We start from the raw sequence: 23,501 nt of genomic DNA on the forward strand, positions 1-23,501 counted from the left end.
TGTCCCCCATAAGCAGTTGGCCGGTCTGTCGCTTGCACTCCGCGTGCATGAGGAAAGTCCGGGCAACACAGAGCATCCCACTTCCTAACAGAAAGCTGTCCGCGAGGGTAGAGTAACGCAGAAGAAAACAACCGCCTTCCTCCTTCGGGAGGACGGTAAGGGTGAGAAGGCGGGGTAAGAGCCCACCAGTCTTGTGGCGACACAAGGGCTGTGCGTCTTGGGAGTTGTAAGGTCATGTAAACCGACGCCAGGAGAGCTGCTCGTTCCATGTCGGAGGGTAGACCGCTAAAGCTCGTATGGTGACATGCGGCTCAGATAAATGACAGACACCTTGCCCCTCGGGGTGAGGCACAGAACCCGGCTTACAGGCCAACTGCTTTTTCTTTGTTTTCTATACTTATATGTATACGCTGCCATGAACCAACGAATCGCAAGACTTTGGAAATTTCTCACCGATGACATCTGGCGCATCACGGAAGACGAGGTGAACAAAACGACCTTCTCCGTCTACACCGTCATCAAGACCATCTACCTCTGCATCACCCGCTTCACCAAAGACCGCCTGGCCAACAAGGCCGCCGCCCTGACTTACAGCACGTTGTTTGCCCTCATCCCCATCTTGGCCGTGGTCTTTGCCATCGCGCGCGGCTTCGGCTTCGACAACGTGATAGAGCATGAAATCCTGACGGGCTTCGGCGGGCTGAACGAGACGAGCAGCGCCATCCTGAACATTGTCAACACCTATCTGTCGCAGACGAAGAACGGTATCTTCATCGGCGTGGGTCTCATCATGTTGCTCTGGTCGGTGCTCAACCTGATCAACAACATGGAGGTGACCTTCAACCGCATCTGGCAGGTGAAGAAAGCGCGGAGCGTGTACCGCCGCATCACCGACTACTTCTCCATGCTGCTCCTCATCCCCATCCTGCTGGTGCTCTCGGGCGGTCTGTCCATCTTCATGAGCACCATGCTGAAAAACATGGACGACTTCACCCTGCTGGCTCCTCTGGGCAAGTTCCTGGTGCGCCTCATCCCCTATGTGCTGACGTGGTTCATGTTCACAGGCCTCTACATCTTCATGCCCAACACGAAGGTGAAGTTCAAGCATGCGCTCATATCGGGCATTCTGGCAGGTACAGCCTATCAGGCCTTCCAGTTCCTCTACATCAGCGGCCAGTTGTGGGTGTCGCGCTACAACGCCATCTACGGTAGCTTCGCCGCCCTCCCCCTGCTCCTCCTCTGGCTTCAGATATCATGGACCATCTGCCTCTTCGGCGCCGAACTCACCTATGCGGGGCAGAACATCAGCAACTTCAGCTTCGACAAGGATACGCGCAACATCAGCCGCCGCTACCACGACTTCGTGGCCGTGCTGATGATGTCGCTCATCGCCAAGCGCTTTGCCCGCGGCGAACAGCCCTACACGGCCGAAGAAATCTCGGAAGAATGCCAGATACCCATCCGCCTGACGCGGCGCATCTTCGAAGAGTTGCAGGAGGTGAAGCTGGTGCACGAGGTGGCCACCGACGAGAAGAGCGAATCGCTCTCCTACCAGCCTTCGGTCGACATCAGCCGCCTGAATGTGGCCCTCCTGCTCGACCGTCTCGACTCGCACGGCTCCGAAGACTTCAAGATAGACAGGGAGCACGCCTATAGCGAACAATGGACAACCCTGCTGAAGGCGCGCGAAGAATATTACAGGAATGCCAAAGAGGTGTTGTTGAAGGATTTGTAGTATCCTCGCACAGGCAGAGAAAAAAGACAAGAGGCTGTGTCAAGAACTCGCGAAAGTTTGTCTTGACACAGCCTCTCTTTTTTATCTCCCTATCGTGGAAGGATTGTCATCAGTTGCCGATGGCATGGTCGGCCTTCACATCCTCTCCGCTCCAAGCCTTCAGGCCCGTCCAGGCGGCAAAAGGCTCACTCCAGAAAGGATCGCTGGCAGGAAGTCCCAAAGCGAGGAAGCCCGATGTGCACAGATAAGTGCTGCCCGTATTGATATACGTCTCGGACATGTTGATCTGGCTGCCTGCAAAGCCGATGCGCAACCATCCCTTTTCGTCGAACGTCTTGGGAGCAGCAAACTGGCGGGCGATGACAGCTGTCAGCGCGCAACGCACCTGGGCAGGCGTAACCGTCTTCGGCAATTCATGAATCAGCGACGCATGAGCCAACGCATGGAAGGCACCCACACGATAAGCAATAGAACGCCCCACAACCGGATAGGCTCCTTCAGGAGAAATCATACGCTCCTGCTGTTCGGCATAGCGCGTGAAGCGCTTCATCTGCACGGGCAGGAACTCTTCCGCACCCTCTATCTTGTGCTTGGCCATGATGCGCAACACATCTGTCAGCATCGGATGAATCACGAAGCTGTTGTAGTAGTCGGCATGATACTTGGGGCCGTCGCCATAGACACCGTCGCCCACATACCACTTGTCACGGAAGGTATCCACGCCATACGTCAGGCGCTCCATGTCACACTCGCCGGTAAACTCCAGCAGAGCGGCTTCGACCATCGAAGCAAACAGCAACCAGTTGTTGTTGAAGGCCTTGATGCCACGCGAACGCTTCAGCTCCGTAATCATGCGTTCGCGCGTCGTCTCGTCCATACCTCCCCACAACTGCTTGGGAGCACGCAACAAGCCCTGAGCCAAGAAAGCAGCATCGACCAAAGGTTGCGAAGGCGTACCAAAATCAAGGTAATCGGGCGATGAAGGGTCTACCGCATTGGCCAATCCTTTCAAGGTCAGCTGGATGTACTTGCCGCGAAGTTTTCCTTCTTCCGTATCGTCTGCCCCCAGCTCAAGCCAGGGAGCGATGCCGCACACCGTACGTCCCACGGCTTCGAGGTGGGAATATTTCTGTACACGTTTCTCGTCCAGCGATTCCTGCGGCATGTTGGCCCGCAATGTATTGTTCGCCAGATTGCTCAACACAGGGTCGGCTATCTTTACCAACGTATTCACCCATACCTGTCGGTCTTCAGCGCCTGTATCCGGCTCCTTGACCGTTTGTTTTTCTCCGCAGGCCACCATCGTAACGGCCGCCATTGCCCAGGCCGCACACACGGCCATTTGTCTTTTCAAGTTCATGTTTGTTTTTCTGTTTATTTGGATTGATAAATCTTGCGCAAGCGCATCAACGCCTCTACATAATAATAATCAGCATAGCTCAGAGGTACATCCACCTCGCTGTTTGCCTTGAAGTGGCCGGTAGAGTGCATCAGGGCAAAGTTGCAATTGGTTCCCTTGGCAGCCAGATACTCGGGCGAAGTGAGGGAGCGCAGTTGGTCTTCTGCATAAGCCAGGTAAGTGGGTGCGTCGGCCGACTTGTCCAGCTGGCTCAACTCAATCAAAGCTGAAGCCATGACAGCAGCAGCCGAAGCATCGCGGGTCGTGTTGGGGATGTCAGGCGTATCGAAGTCCCAATAAGGAACCTTGTCTTCCGGCATGCGGGGATGGTTCATCAGGAAAGCGGCAATGTGCTTGGCCTGATTCAGATAGGCCTCATCACCCGTTTCGCGTGCCATCATTGTATAGCCGTAAAGCCCCCAGGCCTGACCACGTGCCCAAGCCGACTCATCTGCATATCCCTGATGGGTCTGCTTCTTTTCAGGCTGGCCCGAAATCGTATCATAAGACACAACGTGATAAGAACTGTAATCCGGACGGAAATGGTTCTTCATGGTCGTATTGGCATGCGTCGTGGCTATGTGGGTAAAGAGAGTATCGCCCGTAGTCTTGCCTGCCCAGGTGAGCAACTCCAGATTCATCATGTTGTCGATAATAACGGGATACTGCCATTTGCCGAAATCCCACGAACGGATAGCCTGTACGGCAGGTCTGTAGCGGGTACTCAACGAACGTGCGCCCTGCACCAGCACGTCCTTGTAATGTTCATTGCCTGTCAGTCGCAAGCCGTTGCCATAGCTGCAATACAGCATGAAACCCACGTCGTGGTTGTTCGTCACATACTGCACTTTCTCCAGGCGATCGGTAAAGAGCTCCGCATACTTCTTCAGTTCGGGCTTTTCGCTGTACTCATACAGATACCATAATTCGCCAGGGAAGAAACCGCTGCACCACCAATAGCAGTTGCTGGTCTCCAGCTTACCATCCTTGATACTTTTGGGCAGCTTTCCTTCCTGGTTTTCCAACTCTTTCGCCATCAGGACAGCCTGTTCAGTGGCCGCATCCAGTCCTCGGGCAATCACACTTTCCATGGGTTCCACTTTCGGTTGGCTGGCACACGATGCCAACAACAGAGCCGCCAATGCCCATGCATTTCCAATTGAAATTTTACTCATACTAAAAAACAGTTTTAAAATGAATATTATAATTTAAGATTCAGTCAGTTTCTACTGCAACACCTTCACCACATCCTTCATCCTCGCCTTCGGAAAGACTTCCAGCTTCTGTATCCGTCCGTCCCGATAATCGACTTCCACCACCGTATTGCCGGGAGCATGCAGCTTGAAATGCACATCTTTGTCCTCCGGCCAGCACGGAAGCACGTATATCTTGTCGCCTACCGTCTGCAGAAGCATCTCCTGCAGACCTATCATACCCGAGCCGCCCCAGTTATGGTCAGGCGTCCAGTCATGGCCGGGCCCCCAGAAAGTCGGAAAACGCATGGAGGAGCTTGACAGCTTCCTCATGTTATAGCGGTAAGCTTCATCCACCATCCCCATACGGGCATAGAAGATGCCGTCCTGATGCCAGCTGATAACCATGTTCTTGGGGAAGGTACCATGCTTCCAGGTGTTCCTGAACAGAGGAATCATGGGACTGCTGAGGTCATAACGGTTGAACGGAAACAGCGGGTAGAACTGGGGACACTCCACATTCTGATAGCGGACATACGATTCGGCCGGCTGAACAATGGTGTCGCCATCCACCGTACCCAAAGACAGTTCAGGAAGGCGTTCAAGATATTCCGCAAAATAGCGTTTGTCGGCTCCGGACAGGCTGTCGCTTTCCAATGCGAGCAGACTTTCCAGACAGGAGCGTATGCCGGATATCAGGTCCGCCGGATTCTTTGCCCCCCGATAGGATTCACAGGAGGTGGAGGGGTAGAACACCAGTTTCCCCCGTTCGTCCAAAGGTTTTCCGCTTCTCATCATCTGCCTCTTCCGGTAGTGTTCGTCGAAGAAGACCAGCGCATCCTTAATGAAGGGCATATAACCGTCAATGTTCTTTCTGGTAAAGCGGTGGTACTCCAATATCATATAGGCGTGCTCCACCTGCGACTCCCAGTGGTAGGATATGGAACCGTTGGCCATGACACCCCGCTCGACCGGTTGGAAATAGCTGGTCGTCGCATTGATTTCAGGCGAGCCGAAAGGCAGTTCTTCACCGCGTTTGCGGATTTTCCCGTCCTTCCAGCCCCAGCCGGCACCGAAGTCCAGTCCGGCATCGTTGGCGTATTCACAGAATGCCGCCCCCCTGTGTCCGAAGAAGTGCGCCACCTTCAGCCGTGCCCCCTCGAGTCCTTTCCTGTACAGGTTAAACTGTGGAAGCATCCCTTCCGTATCCCCGCTCTTCAGCATGGGCCAGTACACCAGGCGCTGGTTCTGGGCTGTAAAGACGTCGCCTCCCCACTGGCGCCAGTCGGGATCGTGCGTTTTCCTGGTATCGACAAAAACGGGATCGAACGTCAGATTGCCCCCGTTGAACTTCGTGGGGTATTCGCCGTACAGGTTACATCCCAACTGGTAACGGAACAGCTGATAGTTGCGTCCCATCTCCCACAAGGCGTCGTCCGACTTGTGGCCGGGGTCCGTCACAATCCAGCTCCGGTTCCAGAATTCCGCCCACCAGCGCCTATTCCGGGCTTCGCTGCCCTTTCCCCTTTCCGCACGGCCGGCCTGTCTTTCCAGTTCCGACATCCATTCCTCCCATACAGGTGCCTGTCCGACATGGGTCACGACCTGCATGTGGAATTTCCGGGCCGGCTTCCTGCTCCGCAAAGACCAGAAATCATAAGGCGTACGGGCGTATATTCCCTTTCCGCAAGTGCCTTCCACAAGATTCTTCCCGAAAAGATACCCGCCGAAAGTCCGCCAGCAGTTTCCGTTAGTTATCCTGTCCTTGTATGCTGACATTTCCTGCTGCTCCACCATGACATCGGGCGAAGGGGTCCTTTCCGGATTGCGGTGATAGAACAGAATTCTACCGTCCTTGAAACTGACGTGGTCCTTCCGCTTGACAACCTTGCCCGGATATCCTTCCAGACTGAAACAGCCGAAACGTTCCCTGTTGTCGTCCGTCAGTTCGCGGTCTTCCGTCCGCCAGTTCTCGTAAAATGCCTCCATCTCAACGGAACGGTTGGACGAAAGGTCCAGATGAACCGAATGGGTAAATAGGTCCACCCACATCCTTATGCTGACAGCCAGCCCGGAAGGGGCGTCGGCCGAAACGGTAACTGCACCGTCGTGCAGGTTGAGAGTCTGCTCAAACCGGCTGTATCCGGAAAAGGGATTGGGGGACAAACGTACACGCACGCGTCCCAGCTTGAGGTATTCCCCGTTTTCGCTGAAGCATCCGCTGCGTTGGATATAAAACAGCAAATCGCCGTTTTCCACCCAGACGTTGCATCCGATATCGCCGCCCCCCAACGGCATGGACTGGGAAGCATTCGCCGAAGGGGTGGACCAGGTAATGTTATAGGGTGAGGTCCAATGAGGCTGGCGGGCGTTCAGCCCAAACGGATAAAGGCTCAGCCCCAATACTAGAGCAAGCAGAAATATTCTATTCAATAAAGAAAAGTGTTTCATGATATCTTCTATTTTTTCAGATAAGCTCCTAACTCGCCACAAAGATAGATTTTATTGATAATAACTCCTAACTTAAAAGCATTAAAAAAGCCTATTGTGCACGAGCACAAATACAGAATAACAAAAGGTGAATATCAAGAAAATCAAATACATTTCTGATATTCACCTCAATCTAATTCCAACTCTTATATTCAATATACCAACAACTATAATGCTACTAATTCTTTGATAGCTCCATACCAATCGTAACCAACAAGGATAACAGTTGGGTAAGAAAGATTTCCAGAAAATACATCCCTAAGAATATCACACGAGCAAGAATTCGCCAAACACATTTTATTTCAACTTGAAACCAATCTTGTCAAAAGGTATGGGTTGAAAATGTTCTATTCTGTCAAAAACCGGTGCATTTTCAATGAATCCCTCAAGAATATTCTTTTCATTCATGAATCCTGGATTTTCCTGAGCCATATAGTTGTTATACCAATTTGCAAAAGATAATGATCCCGACAACAAGTTTCTAACTTTATAAAACAGATTGCCGGCTATCAGGTTATTCCGAGGAAAGCTGGGATCTCCTTTCCAGTAATCAGCCAATAAGGGGTATGCACTGCTATAAGGCGGTTGGTCATATTTTATGGTGCGCAGACGCTGGTCAAAGATTCCATCTTTATCCAACGAATTTTTAGACCAATTCTGCATTCGGTTGTCAATGTGGATGGCCAAAGGAACATCAACAAAAATATTGTTTTTATAGACATTGTCATGCCCACCACCAATCAGGACAGGTATAGTTCCTGCCCGATAATATATGCAACCGTAAACCTCCATACCACAAGCGCCGTCATCATGATATGTGGCAGAAACGCGATGCTTGGAATCCAAATGATGGAAATAGCAATACCGCACTTTTAATCCCCGCTCAGAGGGATCGCGCCCATAATATAGAGCCCCCTGGTCATCCACTTCCTGGCATACATGATGTATATCACAATACTCCACGATATGGTCGTTTCCGTTTATAAGGACAGCCATGCTGGGTGCATTGAAGATTTCGCAATTCTTCACCCGATTCCCCACTCCGTCAATAGAGATCCCCGGGCGATAGGATTTTTCGATGCGGTTGAAGTCATGGATTTGGCAGTTCTCCACATAATTGTTTGCAGGTGTCAGAGTCTTGCGGTCTCCTCCTCCCAGGTTTATACCACCTGATCCTACCTGATATATCACACAATTGGTTACGCCGTTGTTTTTTCCGGCATGTCTGTTGAACAGTCTGTCATCATACAAGCGGCTGGACAATGTACCAATCACGCCTCCAATACCATCCTCATATTTCTGGTCAGATTCATGTTGCGCTTTGTAAATGTCACCATCCGGCAAATCACCACGCCCGATGGACACTGCTACATAACCCAAGTTCCTGAAAGTACAGCTGTCAATCTTCACATTGTCCGAGGTGTCCATATAAACTCCCATACCACGAGAATACTCGAAAGTGAACCCCTGTATCAGAATGTTTTCAGATTCTTCGATATAAAACATCGGTTCCTCCAGAATCGAAATGTTCACATGTTCCATAGGCTCATTTCCAGGGAGAAAATAAATTTTTCCCAGTTTCTTGTCAATAACATACTCGCCCGGCTCATCTATTTCTTCGATAAGATTCAATGCGTACCAGCGGCGGAAGGATGCTCCGGTTAGGAAACCGTACATGGTAGGAATGGCAGCTGTGATGGTTTTCTCCGAAGGGTCAATCGACTTTACAGGAATCATGTCATCTGCATATCCATAAGCAAAATAACCTGCAATCCACATATCCTCTGCCGACTTCCACGATGACGGGCGGTCCTCCAGATACTCGAATACAGGGTCACCTATACCAAACTTCTTGTCGCGTGGAATATCCCCAGTACAACGAATCTTACCGATAAGTACGGTACTGTCATTAGGCCATCTTGACAAGTGTTGGGGTTTGCCGTTCACGAAAAGTTCGCTCCAAGAAGGCAGGGCAGCACGTCCAAAGCCTTTAGGAGATATTCCGGCAAGTTCTACATTCATCGACTTGACGTCAATCTCCTTTACCTTGTCTTTTACATCATCCTGAATACGCGATTTGACAGCTTCATCTTTTATAGCCTTTATCTTGTTACTACCTATGGATATACCACCTGAAAACGCAACCTTTTCCGAATCATAAGGACGGAGAATTATATTCTTACCCTTTATTCTTACGCTTTCAGAAAGTTGGTATGTACCGCCTCTGAAAAGAATCTCCACTGTATCCGTTTGATGCTTTTCTGCTGCAGCCAATGCTTTTTGTGCCGTTCTGAATGGACGGTTCAAAGTTCCTGATGCATTGTCATTTCCTTTTGTCGACACATAATAGATGCGTTTTTCAGCAAATGCTGTAAATGGCATCAGAGCCATCATGATAATCCATAAATACTTTCTTTTCATTCTCATTATTTTTCAAAATTTAGTCCAACCTTCTTAGTGTTAAAACCACAAAGGAACTATATATCCGTTACTTTTTATCCAAACTTAGTATTATCTCATCGGCAATCTTAGACATATCCTTCTTGCTCGGATGTCCATTAAAAGGTTTGTCTATGGTAGACAACATGATATTCTTGACATTATAATAATTGCAAATATAGGCCATACTTTTTATAATTTCCGGTTTCAGCTCGGAATTTACAATATTATAATTTTTGCATTCGGATTATGCTTCAACAGATAATCAATCCAGTGCTGACGATGACAACAGGCTTTTCAGGGTTGACAATATTGCGTCTGCCTGAATTTGTTGCCCCATCTTGTTCCAGTGGAACCTATCACCTCTGGTATATTCACGGTGAGGTATCATTACTGAATACAAATCAATGATATGAACTCCTTGGGATTTCATAACCCTATCGGCTTTCTTGTTTCTCCTCACAATTATCGGATTGATTTCAGGGTCAAGTTCCGTACTGTTCTTTGATAAAACGGGGGTAGTCATACTCCAAACAAGAATGGCATTCGGGTTGTTCTTCTTCAAAATATCAACATACTCATTCATCAAGTTAACATACTTGTCTTCATCAACCCTTCCTTTGGGCCAACCATGAAGCCCGATATTGAAATGGATTATGTCATATTTTCTATGGGATGATGCCTTGTCCAGTAAAGGAAAAAGATCGGGATGTGCTTCATGTAAGCCGGTTTTCCAAAAATCGACCACGGCTTTGTCTTTTAGCCCCGCTTTTACGAGGTCACCGTATCCGCTCAACATTGAATCACCTATCAGCAAGACTTTCTTTTTCTTGCTCACACAAGCAGTATCCTCATAAAAGCCCCATCCTGAGCCGTCAGGATGGAGCATGGTTTTCAACTGACTGTCATTTGCGTCATGTTGATTTTGAGAATATAAATTTATAGTTAGAATGTAAAATAGAAGAAATAAAGAGCCCGTTCTCATATTTATATGATTCTAATCCTAAGCATTGTCCTATCTACTTATGTGTAATACACATCCGGAATTCTGCAAAACACTAAACGTGATATTCTCTGAAAGTTTATTGTATCTTTTTATAGCAATCTTTTCTTTCGATTTTTCTGATGGCTGATAATAAAGTGTCGCTTTACAACGTTCAACATCAACTAAAGTCGATAGATCAATTTCTATATTCTTTTCATTACCGGCATTCAATACTGAAACATACCAATTGGTTCCTGAACGACGGGCCACAACAACATAATCTCCCATCTCTCCCTCAAGAAATCTTGTCTCGTCCCAAACTGTCGGAATAGAACAGTAGAAATCAGTTATTTCATCTATCTTCACCATGGATTCGGCTGAGCCTGCCCCGCCGACTTTCACTGGAGAACCATAGGGACGGTCATACCAATAAATAAACTGCCATGGGCTATAGATTGCAACCTTCTTGGCCAGCTGAGCCGCGCGTCCACCCATTTTATCAGACGTAACACGTTCAGCAAAATAACAATTGGTATAGTCACCTGCGCCGCATATCATACGGCTGAAGAATGTATATACAGTCTGTTGGAGTGAAGGGCTTTCTTCATCTCCACGGATACCTTCTTGAGTTATGAGGTTAGGATATGTTCTGGAGTATCCTGTAGGGCGGTACTCGTCATGTATATCGACCATAAGTTCGTATTTAGCAGCTTTTCTTACGGCATGATGAAGCCATGAAGTGGAATATTGGTCTCCAACATCGACAAAACCATATTTCAAACCTTTTACTCCCCATTTCTTGTATAGAGGAAGAATCTCGTCAAGCTGGTTCTTCAATGCCTTCATGTTCACATACAGAATGATACCTACACCCTTTTCGTTGGCATAATCTATTACTTTCTGTAAATCAAGTTCGCCTTTCGATCTTGCCGGATCGACAGTTACAGTCGTTGCATCCGACTTGGGATCGTTTTCTGGACCATACCAGCCGGCATCATATTCCACATACTCTATTCCATTGGCTACAGCAAAATCTACACAGGCCATACCACCCTGAGTAGTCAGTGTAACTTCTCGGATCACATTTCCGGGCTTAATCCAATCTGTACGTTCAATCTGATTGGGCTCATTCAAATTCAGCACGAAATAATTGTTTTGTACTATTTGTCCAGGATTACCTCCTACCATTACATAACGCCAAGGCGACTTATAGTCAGCCAAATCCAATTCGACTTTTCCAGACAAATCGGATTGCAGGCCTATACCGTTTTCGCTTTTCTTCAGTTTCATTCTGGAATAGTCTACCAATGCTGCCTCTCCCACTGCTACATATTTATTAGGGGATATCTTCACGACTTGTGGTCTGTCAAGACTTCCTTTAAGTTGACTGAGTTTTGTTTCATAGAAAGCCGACTGTGCACGGTCCGATGCCCAGGTCGTACAATCTGTATCAAAAAGGAATTCAGTATTTTCTTTCAGAAGAGTCCTGTTCCAGAAATCAAGTTCGTCAAAACTGTACCTAAAGGCCAATCCTTCGTCATATAGCCGCACGTCTACAGTCATATCCTTGTCGTTTTCGGAAGAAGACAGCTGTAGCGTCATGCTGTTATAACAATCGGTGATATATTTGTTTTCGCCAAACAGCGGTTGCCAGCTGCTTCTTACTTCATCCGTTGTATATTTCTTCAGATTCCATCCTCCTTGGATGACATTTTTATCCAATTCAAACTGGATAGTCTTAGTTTCAACCAGTTTCTGATTCCCCGAATAAAGTGATATCGATACGTTCTGAGTACCTACTTTTATTTCGGCCTTGAGGTTTTCCGACGGACTCAACAAAGGAAGTTCTGACTGTGCCCATGAAAATGAAGGCAGAGACAAAGCCAACAATAAAAACAACTTATTTCTCATATTTTATTTGCGATTATTTATTTGCGAATTTTTATGAAGCCAATTGCGTGGTGATAAAACTCTTTATCGTTTTAATCATGTACCTTCATGAAAAACGAAGAGACTATAATCTTGCTATTTGGTAATGATTATCAGAGGGAAATCACTCGTACAATCGAAAAACGGTTGTATATAGCTCAGATTATAGTCTCTTTGTTTTAAAGTTTAATAACCCGGATTCTGTACCAGACCACCTTCCTTGTTTGCCTCTATTTCAGAGTTGGGAATAGGCAGTTTGTTAAGATGATCATCCAGTACATATCCTGCCTGAATAACTTTCGGATTATATTTCATCAAGTATTCTGATAGTTTATTGGTTCTCATTAATGTATTAATTCGATAATCCTCCATAAACAGTTCTCTTGCTCTTTCGTCCAATATCAAATCCATATTTACATCAGACTCGGAAACAGGTGTAGCATGGGCTCGGTTACGAATAACATTTATATCATTAGTAGCAGCTTTCAGATTTCCAGCCAACATATATGCCTCAGCTCTTAACAGATAAGTTTCGGCCAAACGCATTATATACCAATCTTTATATATACGTCCGTTGTCGTGTGTTTCTCCACTCAAAGCGTCTGTAAATTGTCCATGATGTTTGGCAGTAACTACTTTCATATAAGTAGGCTGGGTAATACGGAACAAATCTTCCTTGTTTCCAAGATTTTCTTCTGTCATTTTCTGACCATAGAAACGACTTTCCGGGTTTGTCCAGTAATATTCTCGTTTCATGTTATACTTGGAATTTCTGATATCACGATCCCAGTCTCCTTTATATTCCCATATTTGGTTGCCTGCGTAGTCTGTAATTGAGATTTGGTCGACAGGACGTCCGCTCAAAATATCCTTAAGCCAGTTGGATTTACCATCAACATCCTTGAGCATCCACCAGTTGGTACCAATCCACCTTTCAAGGCCGAAGTAACCACCTGAGTTACCTTCATTACCACCACCAACAAGATCAACGTCAAACTGTACATTCCATATACATTCCTTGTTTCCGTCAATTCTATTAAAATTGTCTTCGCGGAACAAATCCCAGTAAACATCCCCCCAAGGCTCTTTTTCACCTTGATAATCATAGCCTTCAAACTCAAAATCAATCAGCTTTCCAAATCGTTCTTTCATCAATGACATGGCGGGATTACTGATTACATCGGAAGCCGCCTGGATAGCACCCTCATAATCCTTAAGTCCTATCAAAATTTCAGCCATCAAATGTTGGGCGGCCACTTTAGATGCTCTACCTCCTTTTTGGTCGTCTATATCAGGCATCCATCTGATTGCAAAATCCAAGTCTTCCTTGCATTGTTTATAGATTTCTTCTTGAGTCGCACTTTTGTAATTAAACTGTGGAGACGTGGTTTCTTTCAGGACAATGGGAGCATTTCCCCACATATTGGCCAAGAATCTATACGCAAAAGCTCTTAAAAACTTAGCTTCTCCAACTATAGCATTTTTTTCTTCATCGGATACCCATTCTGCATATTCGCTTTCGGAACGGTCTATTATTACGTTACAGCTATAAATCATGGAATAAAGTCTTGACCACCATTTCTTGCTGAAACTATTATCAGCATTTAATGTATTCCAATAGAAATATTCCGGATAAGAGCTTTCGCCTGATCTTGGAGAACATAAATCAATGTCTACCCCCAACATATCGAAATTTTGCCAGGAATCAGTATTCGCATAAAAATATGTTCTGATATTGGAATAGATTCCAGCTAAAGCAGCCTCGAAACCTTTTTTATTTGTATAAGAATTTTCCGGTGTCAAGAAATCCAATGGTTTCTCTTCCAGCAAATCATAACATGAAGTCAGTCCCCCAACAAGGGCAAGGGCAAGACATATATTTCTTAGTTTCATTGTATTCAATTTTAGAAATTAAAAATAAGATTCATTTGATAAGTACGAATAGAGGGACGTGCACTGATTGACAATCCTTGTCCCGTCTCAGCATCGAGTCCATCCCAATACGGAGAAAATTCGAACAAGTTGTCAGCACTCAATGACAGTTTCATATTATTCAAACCAATTCTCTTGACAAATCTGGACAGATTATAAGTCAATGCCACTTTCTGTAGCTTTATAAAGCTTCTATCCTGATATAATGTTCCTTTGTAACGTGCATTTTTTTGATAATCCAAGCGGGGAAATTTTGCATCCGTATTCTCAGGAGTCCAATAATCCAATATGGTTCGATTATGCTGACCGCTATTTATATACTCATCATAATAGGGAGTATTAGCAGATTGGAAATAACCGTTTCCACCCCAAATTGAATTAATATAAATCATCAAAGACCAGTCTTTGTATGTCAATGTATTTGTCATACTCCAACGGAAGTTTTCTTTGGATGTTCCCAAGAACTGGCGATCGTTTTCAGAATCAATCTTTCCATCGCCATTTAAATCTTCAAGTTTGTAATCACCGGGACGCATTCCTTCCATTATCGTACCATTATCAACATCCTCCTGTTGCCACATTCCTGTGATTTTATAACCATATATTGTACCAAGCGATTTTCCAATAAAGTATCCTGAACTGATCAAATCATCTTCTTTGCCGTCCCCGTCATTATCTTCACCATAAATGGATGCAACTTTGTTTCTATTCAATGAGAAAGCAAAATCTGTCGTCCAAGAAAAATCTTTCTTGGATATATTCAACGAATGCAAGCTTATTTCAACACCTTTATTTTGTATTTTTCCCAGATTGGATGTTATGGAAGATTTTCCTGAAATAGTAGGCAAAGCCAAACTGAATAACAGGTCTTTTGTATTGGTAAAATAAGTATCAATACTACCGGACAAACGATTTTCAAACAAAGAGAAATCAATACCAGCATTAAAACCTGTTGTCGTTTCCCAGCCAAGATTATCAAGAGCAAACGAGGATATACTTTGGGTAATGGAATAGGAAGGATCTCCTGCAAAAATATACTTCCCTGTTCCTACTTTAGCCAAAGTAGTGTACGGACTAATTGACTGATTACCATTTGATCCATAGGATAAACGTAAGGCCAGGTTGTCAATCGGCTCAACATCCTTCATAAAATTCTCGTTAGAGATGTTCCAATTAAAACCTCCGGAAGCAAATGTGGCCCATTTTCTGTTTTTACTGAATGCAGAACAACCGTCACGACGTACTGTACCGGTAAAAGAATATCGGTTATCGAATGTATAGGTTGCACGTGCCATCATACCAATAGCTCCACTTTCGCCACTACCTGTACTTACCGTTTGTTTCTTTCCATCTTCAAGCTTGTTGTCCCCTAAAATAGTATTGTCAAAATCTTCCGCATAAGCAGACATGTCATTCCAGGTACGCCGTTCACGGGAATAAAGTAAGGTGACATCAATGTTGTGTATATTGTTGAATGTATTATTATACTTGATGAGGTTATCCAGCAACATGTGATAGTTGTTGCTATTGCTTCTTTCTCCCTTACCATTCTTTCCTTGGCCTGCTGTTGTATATTCATCATAGAAATAATTATTCTGCGACCAACGGAGATTGTTGGAGTATACCATTTCGTACGTCAGACCTTTCACCCAAGGAACCGTAATCTTTGCATTCAGAATGGCACCAAGTGTATTATATTTCTCCAAATCATCCGTTTTCATACTCCAGAACGGACTTTCAAAAGAAGTTGTAGTCTGAGGATACTGTAAATACTTACCGGAATCATCATATAATGAAGCATAAGGACTGAATTGGGCAGCTTTATTTAAGTCAGGTGAACTACCCGAATAGTCACGAATACTGTAATTAGACTTAACTCCAACTTTCAACCAGTCAGTAAGATTGGTTTCTACGTTAATACGTCCTGAGAAATTCTTGTATCTGTCGTTAAGTACGACACCTTTCTGGTCTGTCAAAGAAGCGGAGATATAATATGTAGCAAGTTCCGAGCTGTTTGAAATGCTGACATTAGCCTTTACATTATAGGCGCTTTGACGGAATAAATCGTATGGATCTGTAAATGTAGGTCTGTGATCTGGAGTTGCATTATAATTGTCAGCTTCTATTGGCTGAAGGTACAGTGCTATCTTATCGGGATCGGCATCCATTCCATTGGCTACACGATAATCCAAAAGTTTTTGTATATATCCTTCAGCATCATAAACCTCCTGACGTCTCAGCTCATGACTGTATCCGTATGAAAGATTCACATTAAATTGAGGTTTACCACCTTCGCTTCTGCCTCGTTTGGTCGTAATCAAAATGACACCATTGGCAGAACGGCTACCATATACAGCGGCTGCACTGGCATCTTTCAAAACAGTAAGGTCCTCAATATCTTCCGAAGGCAAATCTGCCAATGATCCGTCAAATATAGCTCCATCCACCACAATAAGAGGGTCATTTCCACCCGTTGAATTTTGACCACGTATACTGAACCCGGCCACAGCACCTGCCGTATTTGTACCGCCAATATTCAATCCGGGAACAGAACCCTTCAAGGTTTCCATAATATTGTTGGTCGGAACATCACGGTATGTATCAATATCAGCCTTAATGACAGAACCTGTAATGGCTTGCTTGTTTGTTGTACCATAACCTACCACTACAACTTCGTCCAGCATTTCGGCATCTTCCACCAGTTTTACCAGCAAATGTTTCTGGTCGCCTACCGTGATTCTCTGTGTCGTATAACCAATGTAAGAGATTTCCAATACATCATTGCTTTGCACATCCAAATGGAAATTACCGTCTACATCAGTTATCGTACCGTTTCCCGTACCTTTTACCATAACATTAGCGCCGATTACCGGTTCCCCGTTCGAATCGGTGATCACACCGGTTATTTTCTGCTTCTTACCTTGCTGGGAAGTATTCGCACCCTTCTTCGAAATGATTATCATCTTGTCCTGTATCGAAAAGGTTACTCCATCCCCCAAAACGGTAGACAGCACTTGCTCCAACGACGTGTTCTTAAAATCGGCTGTTACCAGGCGGTTTTCATCGACCACATCCTTTTTGTACATAATGGAAAACTTGGACTGTTTTTCCACTTCCTTCAATACGGTTTTCAAAGGTACGTTCTTAAACTGATACGTCACACTTTGTGCATTCATGGCCAGAGCTCCAGACAGCAATATAGCGGCCATCAGAGATCTTCCGAAATGTTTTTTGTAGTTCATAATGATTTGTTTTTCATTAAAGTAAGTTAGACAAAATATCAACAATTGCGCTCTTGTTTTTCATCTTTCAATGGATATAACAACTGTCAGATGATTTACCCAACCTCCAACTCTCTATTTTTTCACAAGATTTTTATCGGTTCTGACAATATAAAAAAATGAGATTGAAAAATTCCGTTGTTTCTATTGAAACGTTGAAACTCCCAATCTCACAATCAGATTAATAATCACCCCTAATTAATCTTTTCCTAAAAACCGTCGCCATCCTCATTTCTTCTTGATATAAACCGAACGCCCCTGTTTCTCATAGCAGATGGAAGTAATCTGGGACAATGCGTTCAAAATATCATCGATTGTTTCCTCGTTGCGGAGAGAGATGCGGAAAACCATGTCTTTCCGTATGGCCTCATCCAAACGAATGGTTACGTCGTATCGGCGGGAAAGGCGGTCCACCAGTTCCTGCAGTGATATCTTGTCGTATTCAAAGCGGCCCTCTGTCCACGACTTATATTGTTCGGCCTGTACTTGTTCCCTTGAAAACTGAAGCGTGTTCTTGTCCAGACAAACCAGTTCGCCCGGGCTGACGGGGATATGCCTTTCCTTATATATAATGTCAACCGCACCATTCAGCAGGGCTGTCGACACTTTCGTATCTTCGGGATAGGCACACACGTTGAATTTGGTGCCTTTGACCATCACATCATAAAAATCGGTCTTCACCACAAAAGGAACATCGCCCTGCTGTCTGGAAACCTCAAAATAGGCTTCACCCGTCAGGCGGACTTCACGGCGACCGTTGTTGTAGTCGCCCGCATAGCGTAGTGTAGAACCTGCATTCAGATATACCACCGTACCATCGGCCAGCAGCAAACGGGTCTTTTCGGCCCTGCCTATCTCCAGGGTAAAAAGATTATCGGCCGACTTCTGTACCTGATAATAGTAAACGCCCATAAAACCAGCCATCAGGAAGATAAGTCCTGCAACTACCGCAGCGGCCATCCGTCCCCACAGAAGAAGACGTTTTCCACCCTTACCCCTGGCAGGACGCAACGACATACGCAGCTTCATCCGTTTCCATTCTTCGTCGACCATCGGCGAAAGCTGGGGGGTAGAGAGCCATTCTTCCTCCCACTGGCGGAAAAGTTTCCCGTTTTCCGATGACATCCTGACAAAGCGGAACAGTTCTTTCTCGCCCTCGTAGTCCAATTCGCCTCTAAAATAGCGAACCGCCAAATGGTAATAATATGTAGAGTCTGTTTGCTCCATCCAATCTTTACTTCTTTTTATGATAAAACAATCTTAAGTCCCTTTACCCAACCTCTTTTTACATTATTTAACATCAAAGCCCTAACCACAACAGAATGAGCAGATAAACATCGGGGGGATAGTGTTCCTTGAAATAGCTGGAAAAGACTTTGAGGGCCTTCGAAATGTGTTTTTCCACGGCAGTGGTCGATATTTGCAACTTTTCGGCAATCTCCCGATTCTTCAAATGGCGGAAACGGCTCATGACGAACACTTCACGGCAACGGTCGGGCAACTGGCGAAGCACACGGCGAATCTGGCCCTGCAATTCTTCGTACAGCAGTTTCTGTTCGGGATCGACCCCGAAGTCCCAACAATACAGTTCTTCCTGCCCCACCGCCTGGGAAACTTCATCCAAAGGCTGCTGCTCCACCAGCTGTTTATGTTTGAGGTAATTCAGACAGGCATTGCGGACGATGACGAACAGAAGCGAGGTGACAGACACCGATTCAATCTGCATCCTCCGTTCCCAGAAGTGCATGAAGCTTTCCTGCAAGATGTCACGCGCCGTCTCCTCGTCGTCCACAAAGCGGAGCGCATAGCCGCGCAAGCGGGGATAATAGCTCCTGAACAGATATTCAAAAGCCCCATCATCGCCCTGCCTGACAGCCTGCAAGAGTTCATCTTCATCTTTATACTTCTGTAGCATATAACACTTGTGATGGTTTCGTCCGATACAAATCTTGTTAACTTTGGCAAATATAATAAGAAATACTAAGAAAAAACAAATTCCTCTATCCTGTTTCTGATTCTACAGGTCGCAGGAAGCGAAAAGAGAGAGCAGTTATCCAGGGCACGCTGATTGAAATCTTTCAACAAGACCATCCGACAATCGGGAAGGCGGATGCATCGAAATACAGGAAGCGGCGGGTGAATGGCTTTTTCTCCTTCCTCATAAGTATCCAAAGACAGGCAATCATCTATCTTACTGATAATCAGTATTCATTTTTTCAGGTCGCATTTCCAATTTACCTGAATAGTTTTCAGGTTTTATTCAGCCGTCACCTGAAGACCTTTCAGGTAGGGCCTGAAGACCTTTCAGTTTAAACCTGAAAACCTTTCAGGTACTACCTGAAAACTCTTCAGAAAGCACCTGAAAAAAACGGGCTCTGCATGAAGCGGGATTTATCTTTACAAAGAAAACGGGGTTTTCATTTTGTATTTCTCTCAGCTTGCACTATCTTTCCATAAGAAAGGCTGCGCTTCGGAAATACAAAACATGAAAACGGGGTTTTCATTTTGTACTTCTCTCAGCTTGCACTATCTTTGTCCCCCCGAAACCCTATACACATTATTATATATGATAAGCATCGATGGATTGGCCGTAGAGTTTGGCGGCACCACCCTGTTCAGTGACATATCTTTCGTAATCAACGAGAAGGACCGTATCGCCCTCATGGGCAAGAACGGAGCCGGAAAGAGTACCCTGCTAAAGATTCTGGCCGGCGTACGCCAGCCCACCCGCGGAAAGGTATCGGCACCCAAAGACTGTGTCATCGCCTACCTGCCCCAGCACCTGATGACCGAAGACGGACGCACCGTGTTCGAAGAAACGGCACAGGCCTTTGCCCACCTGCACCAGATGCAGGCCGAGATTGACCGCCTGAACAAGGAGCTGGAGACGCGCACCGACTACGAGAGCGACAGCTACATGGAACTCATCGAACAGGTGTCGGCCCTGAGCGAGAAGTTCTATGCCATCGACGCTACCAACTACGAGGAAGACGTGGAGAAGACCCTGCTGGGCCTCGGCTTCGAGCGGACGGACTTCAACCGCCCCACGAGCGACTTCAGCGGCGGATGGCGCATGCGCATCGAGCTGGCCAAGCTGCTCTTGCAGAAGCCCGACGTGCTGCTCCTCGACGAGCCCACCAACCACCTCGACATCGAGTCCATCCAGTGGCTCGAAGACTTCCTCATCAGCAACGGTAAGGCGGTGGTAGTCATCAGCCACGACCGCAAGTTTGTAGACAACATCACCACCCGCACCATCGAGGTCACGATGGGCCGCATCTACGACTACAAGGTAAACTACTCCAAATACCTCGAGCTGCGCAAGGAACGCCGCGAACAGCAGCAGAAGGCCTACGACGAGCAGCAGAAGTTCATCGCCGAGACGAAGGAGTTCATCGAACGCTTCAAGGGTACCTACTCCAAGACCCTGCAGGTGCAGAGCCGCGTGAAGATGCTGGAAAAGCTGGAACTGCTCGAAGTGGACGAAGAAGACACCTCGGCCCTGCGCCTCAAGTTCCCCCCGTCGCCCCGCTCGGGCAACTACCCCGTCATCATGGACGGCGTGGGCAAGACGTACGGTGACCACGTGGTATTCAAGAACGCGACGCTCACCATCGAGCGTGGCGACAAGGTGGCCTTCGTGGGCCGCAACGGCGAGGGAAAGTCCACACTGGTAAAATGTATCATGGGCGAGATTGAGCACGAAGGTACCCTGACGCTGGGCCACAACGTGCAGATAGGTTACTTCGCCCAGAACCAAGCCTCCCTGCTCGACGAGAACCTGACCGTCTTCCAGACCATCGACGACGTGGCCAAGGGCGAGATACGCAACAAGATACGCGACCTGCTGGGCGCCTTCATGTTCGGCAGTCCCGAAGCCTCGATGAAGAAGGTCAAGGTGCTCTCCGGCGGCGAGCGTACCCGTCTGGCCATGATCAGACTGCTGCTCGAGCCGGTGAACCTGCTCATCCTGGACGAGCCCACCAACCACCTCGACCTCAAGACCAAAGACATCCTGAAGCAGGCGCTGATGGACTTCGACGGTACCCTGATTGTCGTGAGCCACGACCGCGACTTCCTCGACGGCCTGGTGAGCAAAGTCTATGAGTTCGGCCACCAGCGCGTCCGCGAACACCTTTGTGGCGTTTACGAGTTCCTGGAAAAGAAAAAAATGGAGTCGCTCAGCGAGCTGGAAAAGAAATAATCCTTATCTTTGCGCAACTCCACACACTGAACGCCATGATGATACGGAAACCCTACATGACCGCACTGCTGCTCCTGCTCAGCATCCTGATGCTGGCGGTGCCCGTCGTGCCCCATCATCATCATGGCAGCGAGGCCATCTGCCTGAAGAACGACCTGCATACGGGTTGCGGCGAAGCGAACCATCACCACCATCCGGCCGGCCACCCCAACTGCTGCCACGACAAGGGCTGCCTCACCCACCAGTTCGTCCAGCGCACGCCGCGGGTGGAGCGTCAGGCCCCGCAACTGCGTCCTGTCCTGCTGCCGGCCGACCTCGCCCTGCTCGTCAGTCTGCTGTACCCCTACACCGATTCTTATTCAACCGCCTTATACTCACCTTACATTGAATCGCTGCACGGCGTCTACATCGCCCGTGCCTCGGGATTAAGGGCTCCTCCCAGCCTTCTTGCCTAAGCGTTGCTGTGTGCGCCCGCACATTGCAACCCGGTTGCAACCTCCGTACATGTACCTTTGCAGCCGGAAACCACATTTATTAATAGCAAGAACTTAATCCACATCTATCAATGAAGAAACTGATATTTCTGGGAGTCCTCGTCGCATGGTCGCTGGGCTCCTGCAACAGCCAGTCCGACCACGGACACGAAGGGCACGACCATGCCACCGAAGCCCACAACCACGAACAGGACCATGACCACGAACAGCATGCCCACGAGGAAGCAGGCCACAGCCACGACCACGAAGGAGACGTACAAGCTGAAGAAGAGGGACACGCCGAAGCCGCCTCGGACGAAATCGTCATGCCGCCCGCCAAGGCACAGGCCGCAGGCGTAGAGACAGGTACCGTAGAGCCGGGCAGCTTCACCCAGGTCATCAAAACCAGCGGGCAGGTACTGGCCGCGCAGGGTGACGAACGGGTAGCCGTAGCCACCGTGGCAGGCGTCGTATCGTTCAAGGGAAAGGTAACCGAAGGCATGAGCGTACGCGAAGGCATGCCGCTCGTCCTGCTTTCGTCGGGCAACATCGCCGAGGGCGACCCCGTGCAGAAAGCCCGCGTAGCCTACGAGGTGTCGAAGAAGGAGTACGAACGCATGCAGGCACTCGTGGAGAGCCGCATCGTCTCGGAGAAGGACTTCGCTCAGGCCAAGCAGGCGTACGAGAACGCCCGCATCAGCTACGAGGCCGTGGCCAAGAACCACACCGACCGCGGGCAGGCCGTCACCGCCCCCATAGGCGGCTACGTGAAGAGCCTGCTGGTGAAGGAAGGCGACTACGTCACCGTAGGCCAGCCGCTGGTGAGCATCACACAGAACCGCCGCCTCTTCCTCCGTGCCGACGTGTCGGAGAAGTACTATGCCTCGCTGCCCGCCATCACCTCGGCCAACTTCTGCACGCCCTATAATAATAAGGTGTATGCCCTGCAAGACCTGAACGGCCGTCTGCTGTCCTACGGCAAGGCCTCGGGCGAAGGCAGCTACTACATCCCCGTGACCTTCGAGTTCGACAACCGCGGCGACGTGGTGCCCGGCTCCTTCGTCGAGATTTACCTGCTGGCCCGCCCGATGGAGGGTGTCATCAGCGTGCCCCGCTCGGCCCTGACCGAAGAACAGGGCAGCTTCTACGTTTACCTGCAGCTGGACGAGGAGTGCTACCGCAAGCAGCTCGTCACCTTGGGTGCCGACAACGGCCAGCGAGTGCAGGTGCTCAGCGGGCTGAAGGCCGGCGACCGCCTCGTGACCCGCGGTGCCTATCAGGTGAAACTGGCCGGAGCGGCGAACGCACTTCCGGCGCATAGTCATGAACACTAATTCAATGGAAAATGGAAAATTGATAATGGAAAATGACGAATAGGAAAGCCTCTTCGCCCCAACAGATAATTCCATTCTCAATTTTCAATTCTCAATTCTCAATTAAA

14 protein-coding genes and 1 other RNA gene are annotated in these 23,501 nt (G+C 47.6%); 5 read left to right on the forward strand and 10 right to left on the reverse strand.

Annotation, left to right across the window (positions count from 1 at the left end):
* Positions 1-12 precede the first annotated feature (12 nt).
* Positions 13-381, forward strand: an RNA gene (gene rnpB, locus RDO88_RS07525) — RNase P RNA component class A.
* Between the two features lie 34 nt (positions 382-415).
* Positions 416-1,735, forward strand: a complete 1,320-nt coding sequence (locus RDO88_RS07530) for a YhjD/YihY/BrkB family envelope integrity protein (RefSeq protein ID WP_307758790.1) — start codon at positions 416-418, stop codon at positions 1,733-1,735.
* A 109-nt stretch (positions 1,736-1,844) separates the two neighbouring features.
* Here RDO88_RS07530 and RDO88_RS07535 read toward each other — a convergent pair whose 3' ends face one another.
* The 10 genes from RDO88_RS07535 to RDO88_RS07580 all read right to left on the reverse strand — a co-directional run bounded on the left by RDO88_RS07535 (position 1,845) and on the right by RDO88_RS07580 (position 19,298).
* Complete coding sequence (locus RDO88_RS07535) at positions 1,845-3,053, reverse strand: DUF2264 domain-containing protein (protein ID WP_374043922.1); 1,209 nt, start codon at positions 3,051-3,053, stop codon at positions 1,845-1,847.
* Positions 3,054-3,109: 56 nt separating this feature from the next.
* Positions 3,110-4,309: a glycoside hydrolase family 88 protein gene (locus tag RDO88_RS07540; RefSeq protein WP_307758791.1), complete on the reverse strand. Its 1,200-nt coding sequence runs from the start codon at positions 4,307-4,309 to the stop codon at positions 3,110-3,112.
* 51 nt (positions 4,310-4,360) lie between these two features.
* Positions 4,361-6,760 (reverse strand): DUF5703 domain-containing protein, encoded by a 2,400-nt coding sequence (locus tag RDO88_RS07545; RefSeq protein WP_307758792.1) that lies wholly within the window; start codon positions 6,758-6,760, stop codon positions 4,361-4,363.
* A gap of 354 nt (positions 6,761-7,114) precedes the next feature.
* On the reverse strand, positions 7,115-9,238 hold the full coding sequence (locus RDO88_RS07550) for a right-handed parallel beta-helix repeat-containing protein (RefSeq protein ID WP_307758793.1): 2,124 nt from the start codon (positions 9,236-9,238) through the stop codon (positions 7,115-7,117).
* Between the two features lie 283 nt (positions 9,239-9,521).
* Entirely contained in the window at positions 9,522-10,154 is a 633-nt protein-coding gene (locus tag RDO88_RS07555) for an SGNH/GDSL hydrolase family protein (protein ID WP_307758794.1), read from the reverse strand.
* A 117-nt stretch (positions 10,155-10,271) separates the two neighbouring features.
* Positions 10,272-12,152 carry a glycoside hydrolase family 97 catalytic domain-containing protein gene (locus RDO88_RS07560; RefSeq protein ID WP_307758795.1) on the reverse strand — a complete coding sequence of 627 codons (1,881 nt, stop codon included), beginning with the start codon at positions 12,150-12,152 and terminating at the stop codon, positions 10,272-10,274.
* Positions 12,153-12,356: 204 nt separating this feature from the next.
* On the reverse strand, positions 12,357-14,063 hold the full coding sequence (locus RDO88_RS07565; protein WP_307758796.1) for a RagB/SusD family nutrient uptake outer membrane protein: 1,707 nt from the start codon (positions 14,061-14,063) through the stop codon (positions 12,357-12,359).
* Between the two features lie 11 nt (positions 14,064-14,074).
* A complete protein-coding gene (locus RDO88_RS07570) occupies positions 14,075-17,344 on the reverse strand; it encodes a SusC/RagA family TonB-linked outer membrane protein (protein WP_307758797.1) in 3,270 nt (1,089 codons plus the stop codon).
* 267 nt (positions 17,345-17,611) lie between these two features.
* Positions 17,612-18,610, reverse strand: a complete 999-nt coding sequence (locus tag RDO88_RS07575) for a FecR domain-containing protein (RefSeq protein ID WP_307758798.1) — start codon at positions 18,608-18,610, stop codon at positions 17,612-17,614.
* Between the two features lie 73 nt (positions 18,611-18,683).
* Complete coding sequence (locus tag RDO88_RS07580) at positions 18,684-19,298, reverse strand: RNA polymerase sigma-70 factor (protein ID WP_307758799.1); 615 nt, start codon at positions 19,296-19,298, stop codon at positions 18,684-18,686.
* A 651-nt stretch (positions 19,299-19,949) separates the two neighbouring features.
* On the opposite strand from RDO88_RS07580, the gene RDO88_RS07585 reads away from it, so the two are divergent.
* The 3 genes from RDO88_RS07585 to RDO88_RS07595 all read left to right on the forward strand — a co-directional run bounded on the left by RDO88_RS07585 (position 19,950) and on the right by RDO88_RS07595 (position 23,394).
* Positions 19,950-21,587 (forward strand): ATP-binding cassette domain-containing protein, encoded by a 1,638-nt coding sequence (locus RDO88_RS07585; RefSeq protein ID WP_307758800.1) that lies wholly within the window; start codon positions 19,950-19,952, stop codon positions 21,585-21,587.
* Between the two features lie 35 nt (positions 21,588-21,622).
* Positions 21,623-22,042 (forward strand): DUF6769 family protein, encoded by a 420-nt coding sequence (locus tag RDO88_RS07590; RefSeq protein WP_307758801.1) that lies wholly within the window; start codon positions 21,623-21,625, stop codon positions 22,040-22,042.
* 110 nt (positions 22,043-22,152) lie between these two features.
* Positions 22,153-23,394 carry an efflux RND transporter periplasmic adaptor subunit gene (locus RDO88_RS07595; RefSeq protein ID WP_307758802.1) on the forward strand — a complete coding sequence of 414 codons (1,242 nt, stop codon included), beginning with the start codon at positions 22,153-22,155 and terminating at the stop codon, positions 23,392-23,394.
* The last annotated feature ends 107 nt before the right edge of the window (positions 23,395-23,501 follow it).

The organism is uncultured Mediterranea sp., from assembly GCF_902493215.1.
Lineage (GTDB): Bacteria > Bacteroidota > Bacteroidia > Bacteroidales > Bacteroidaceae > Bacteroides.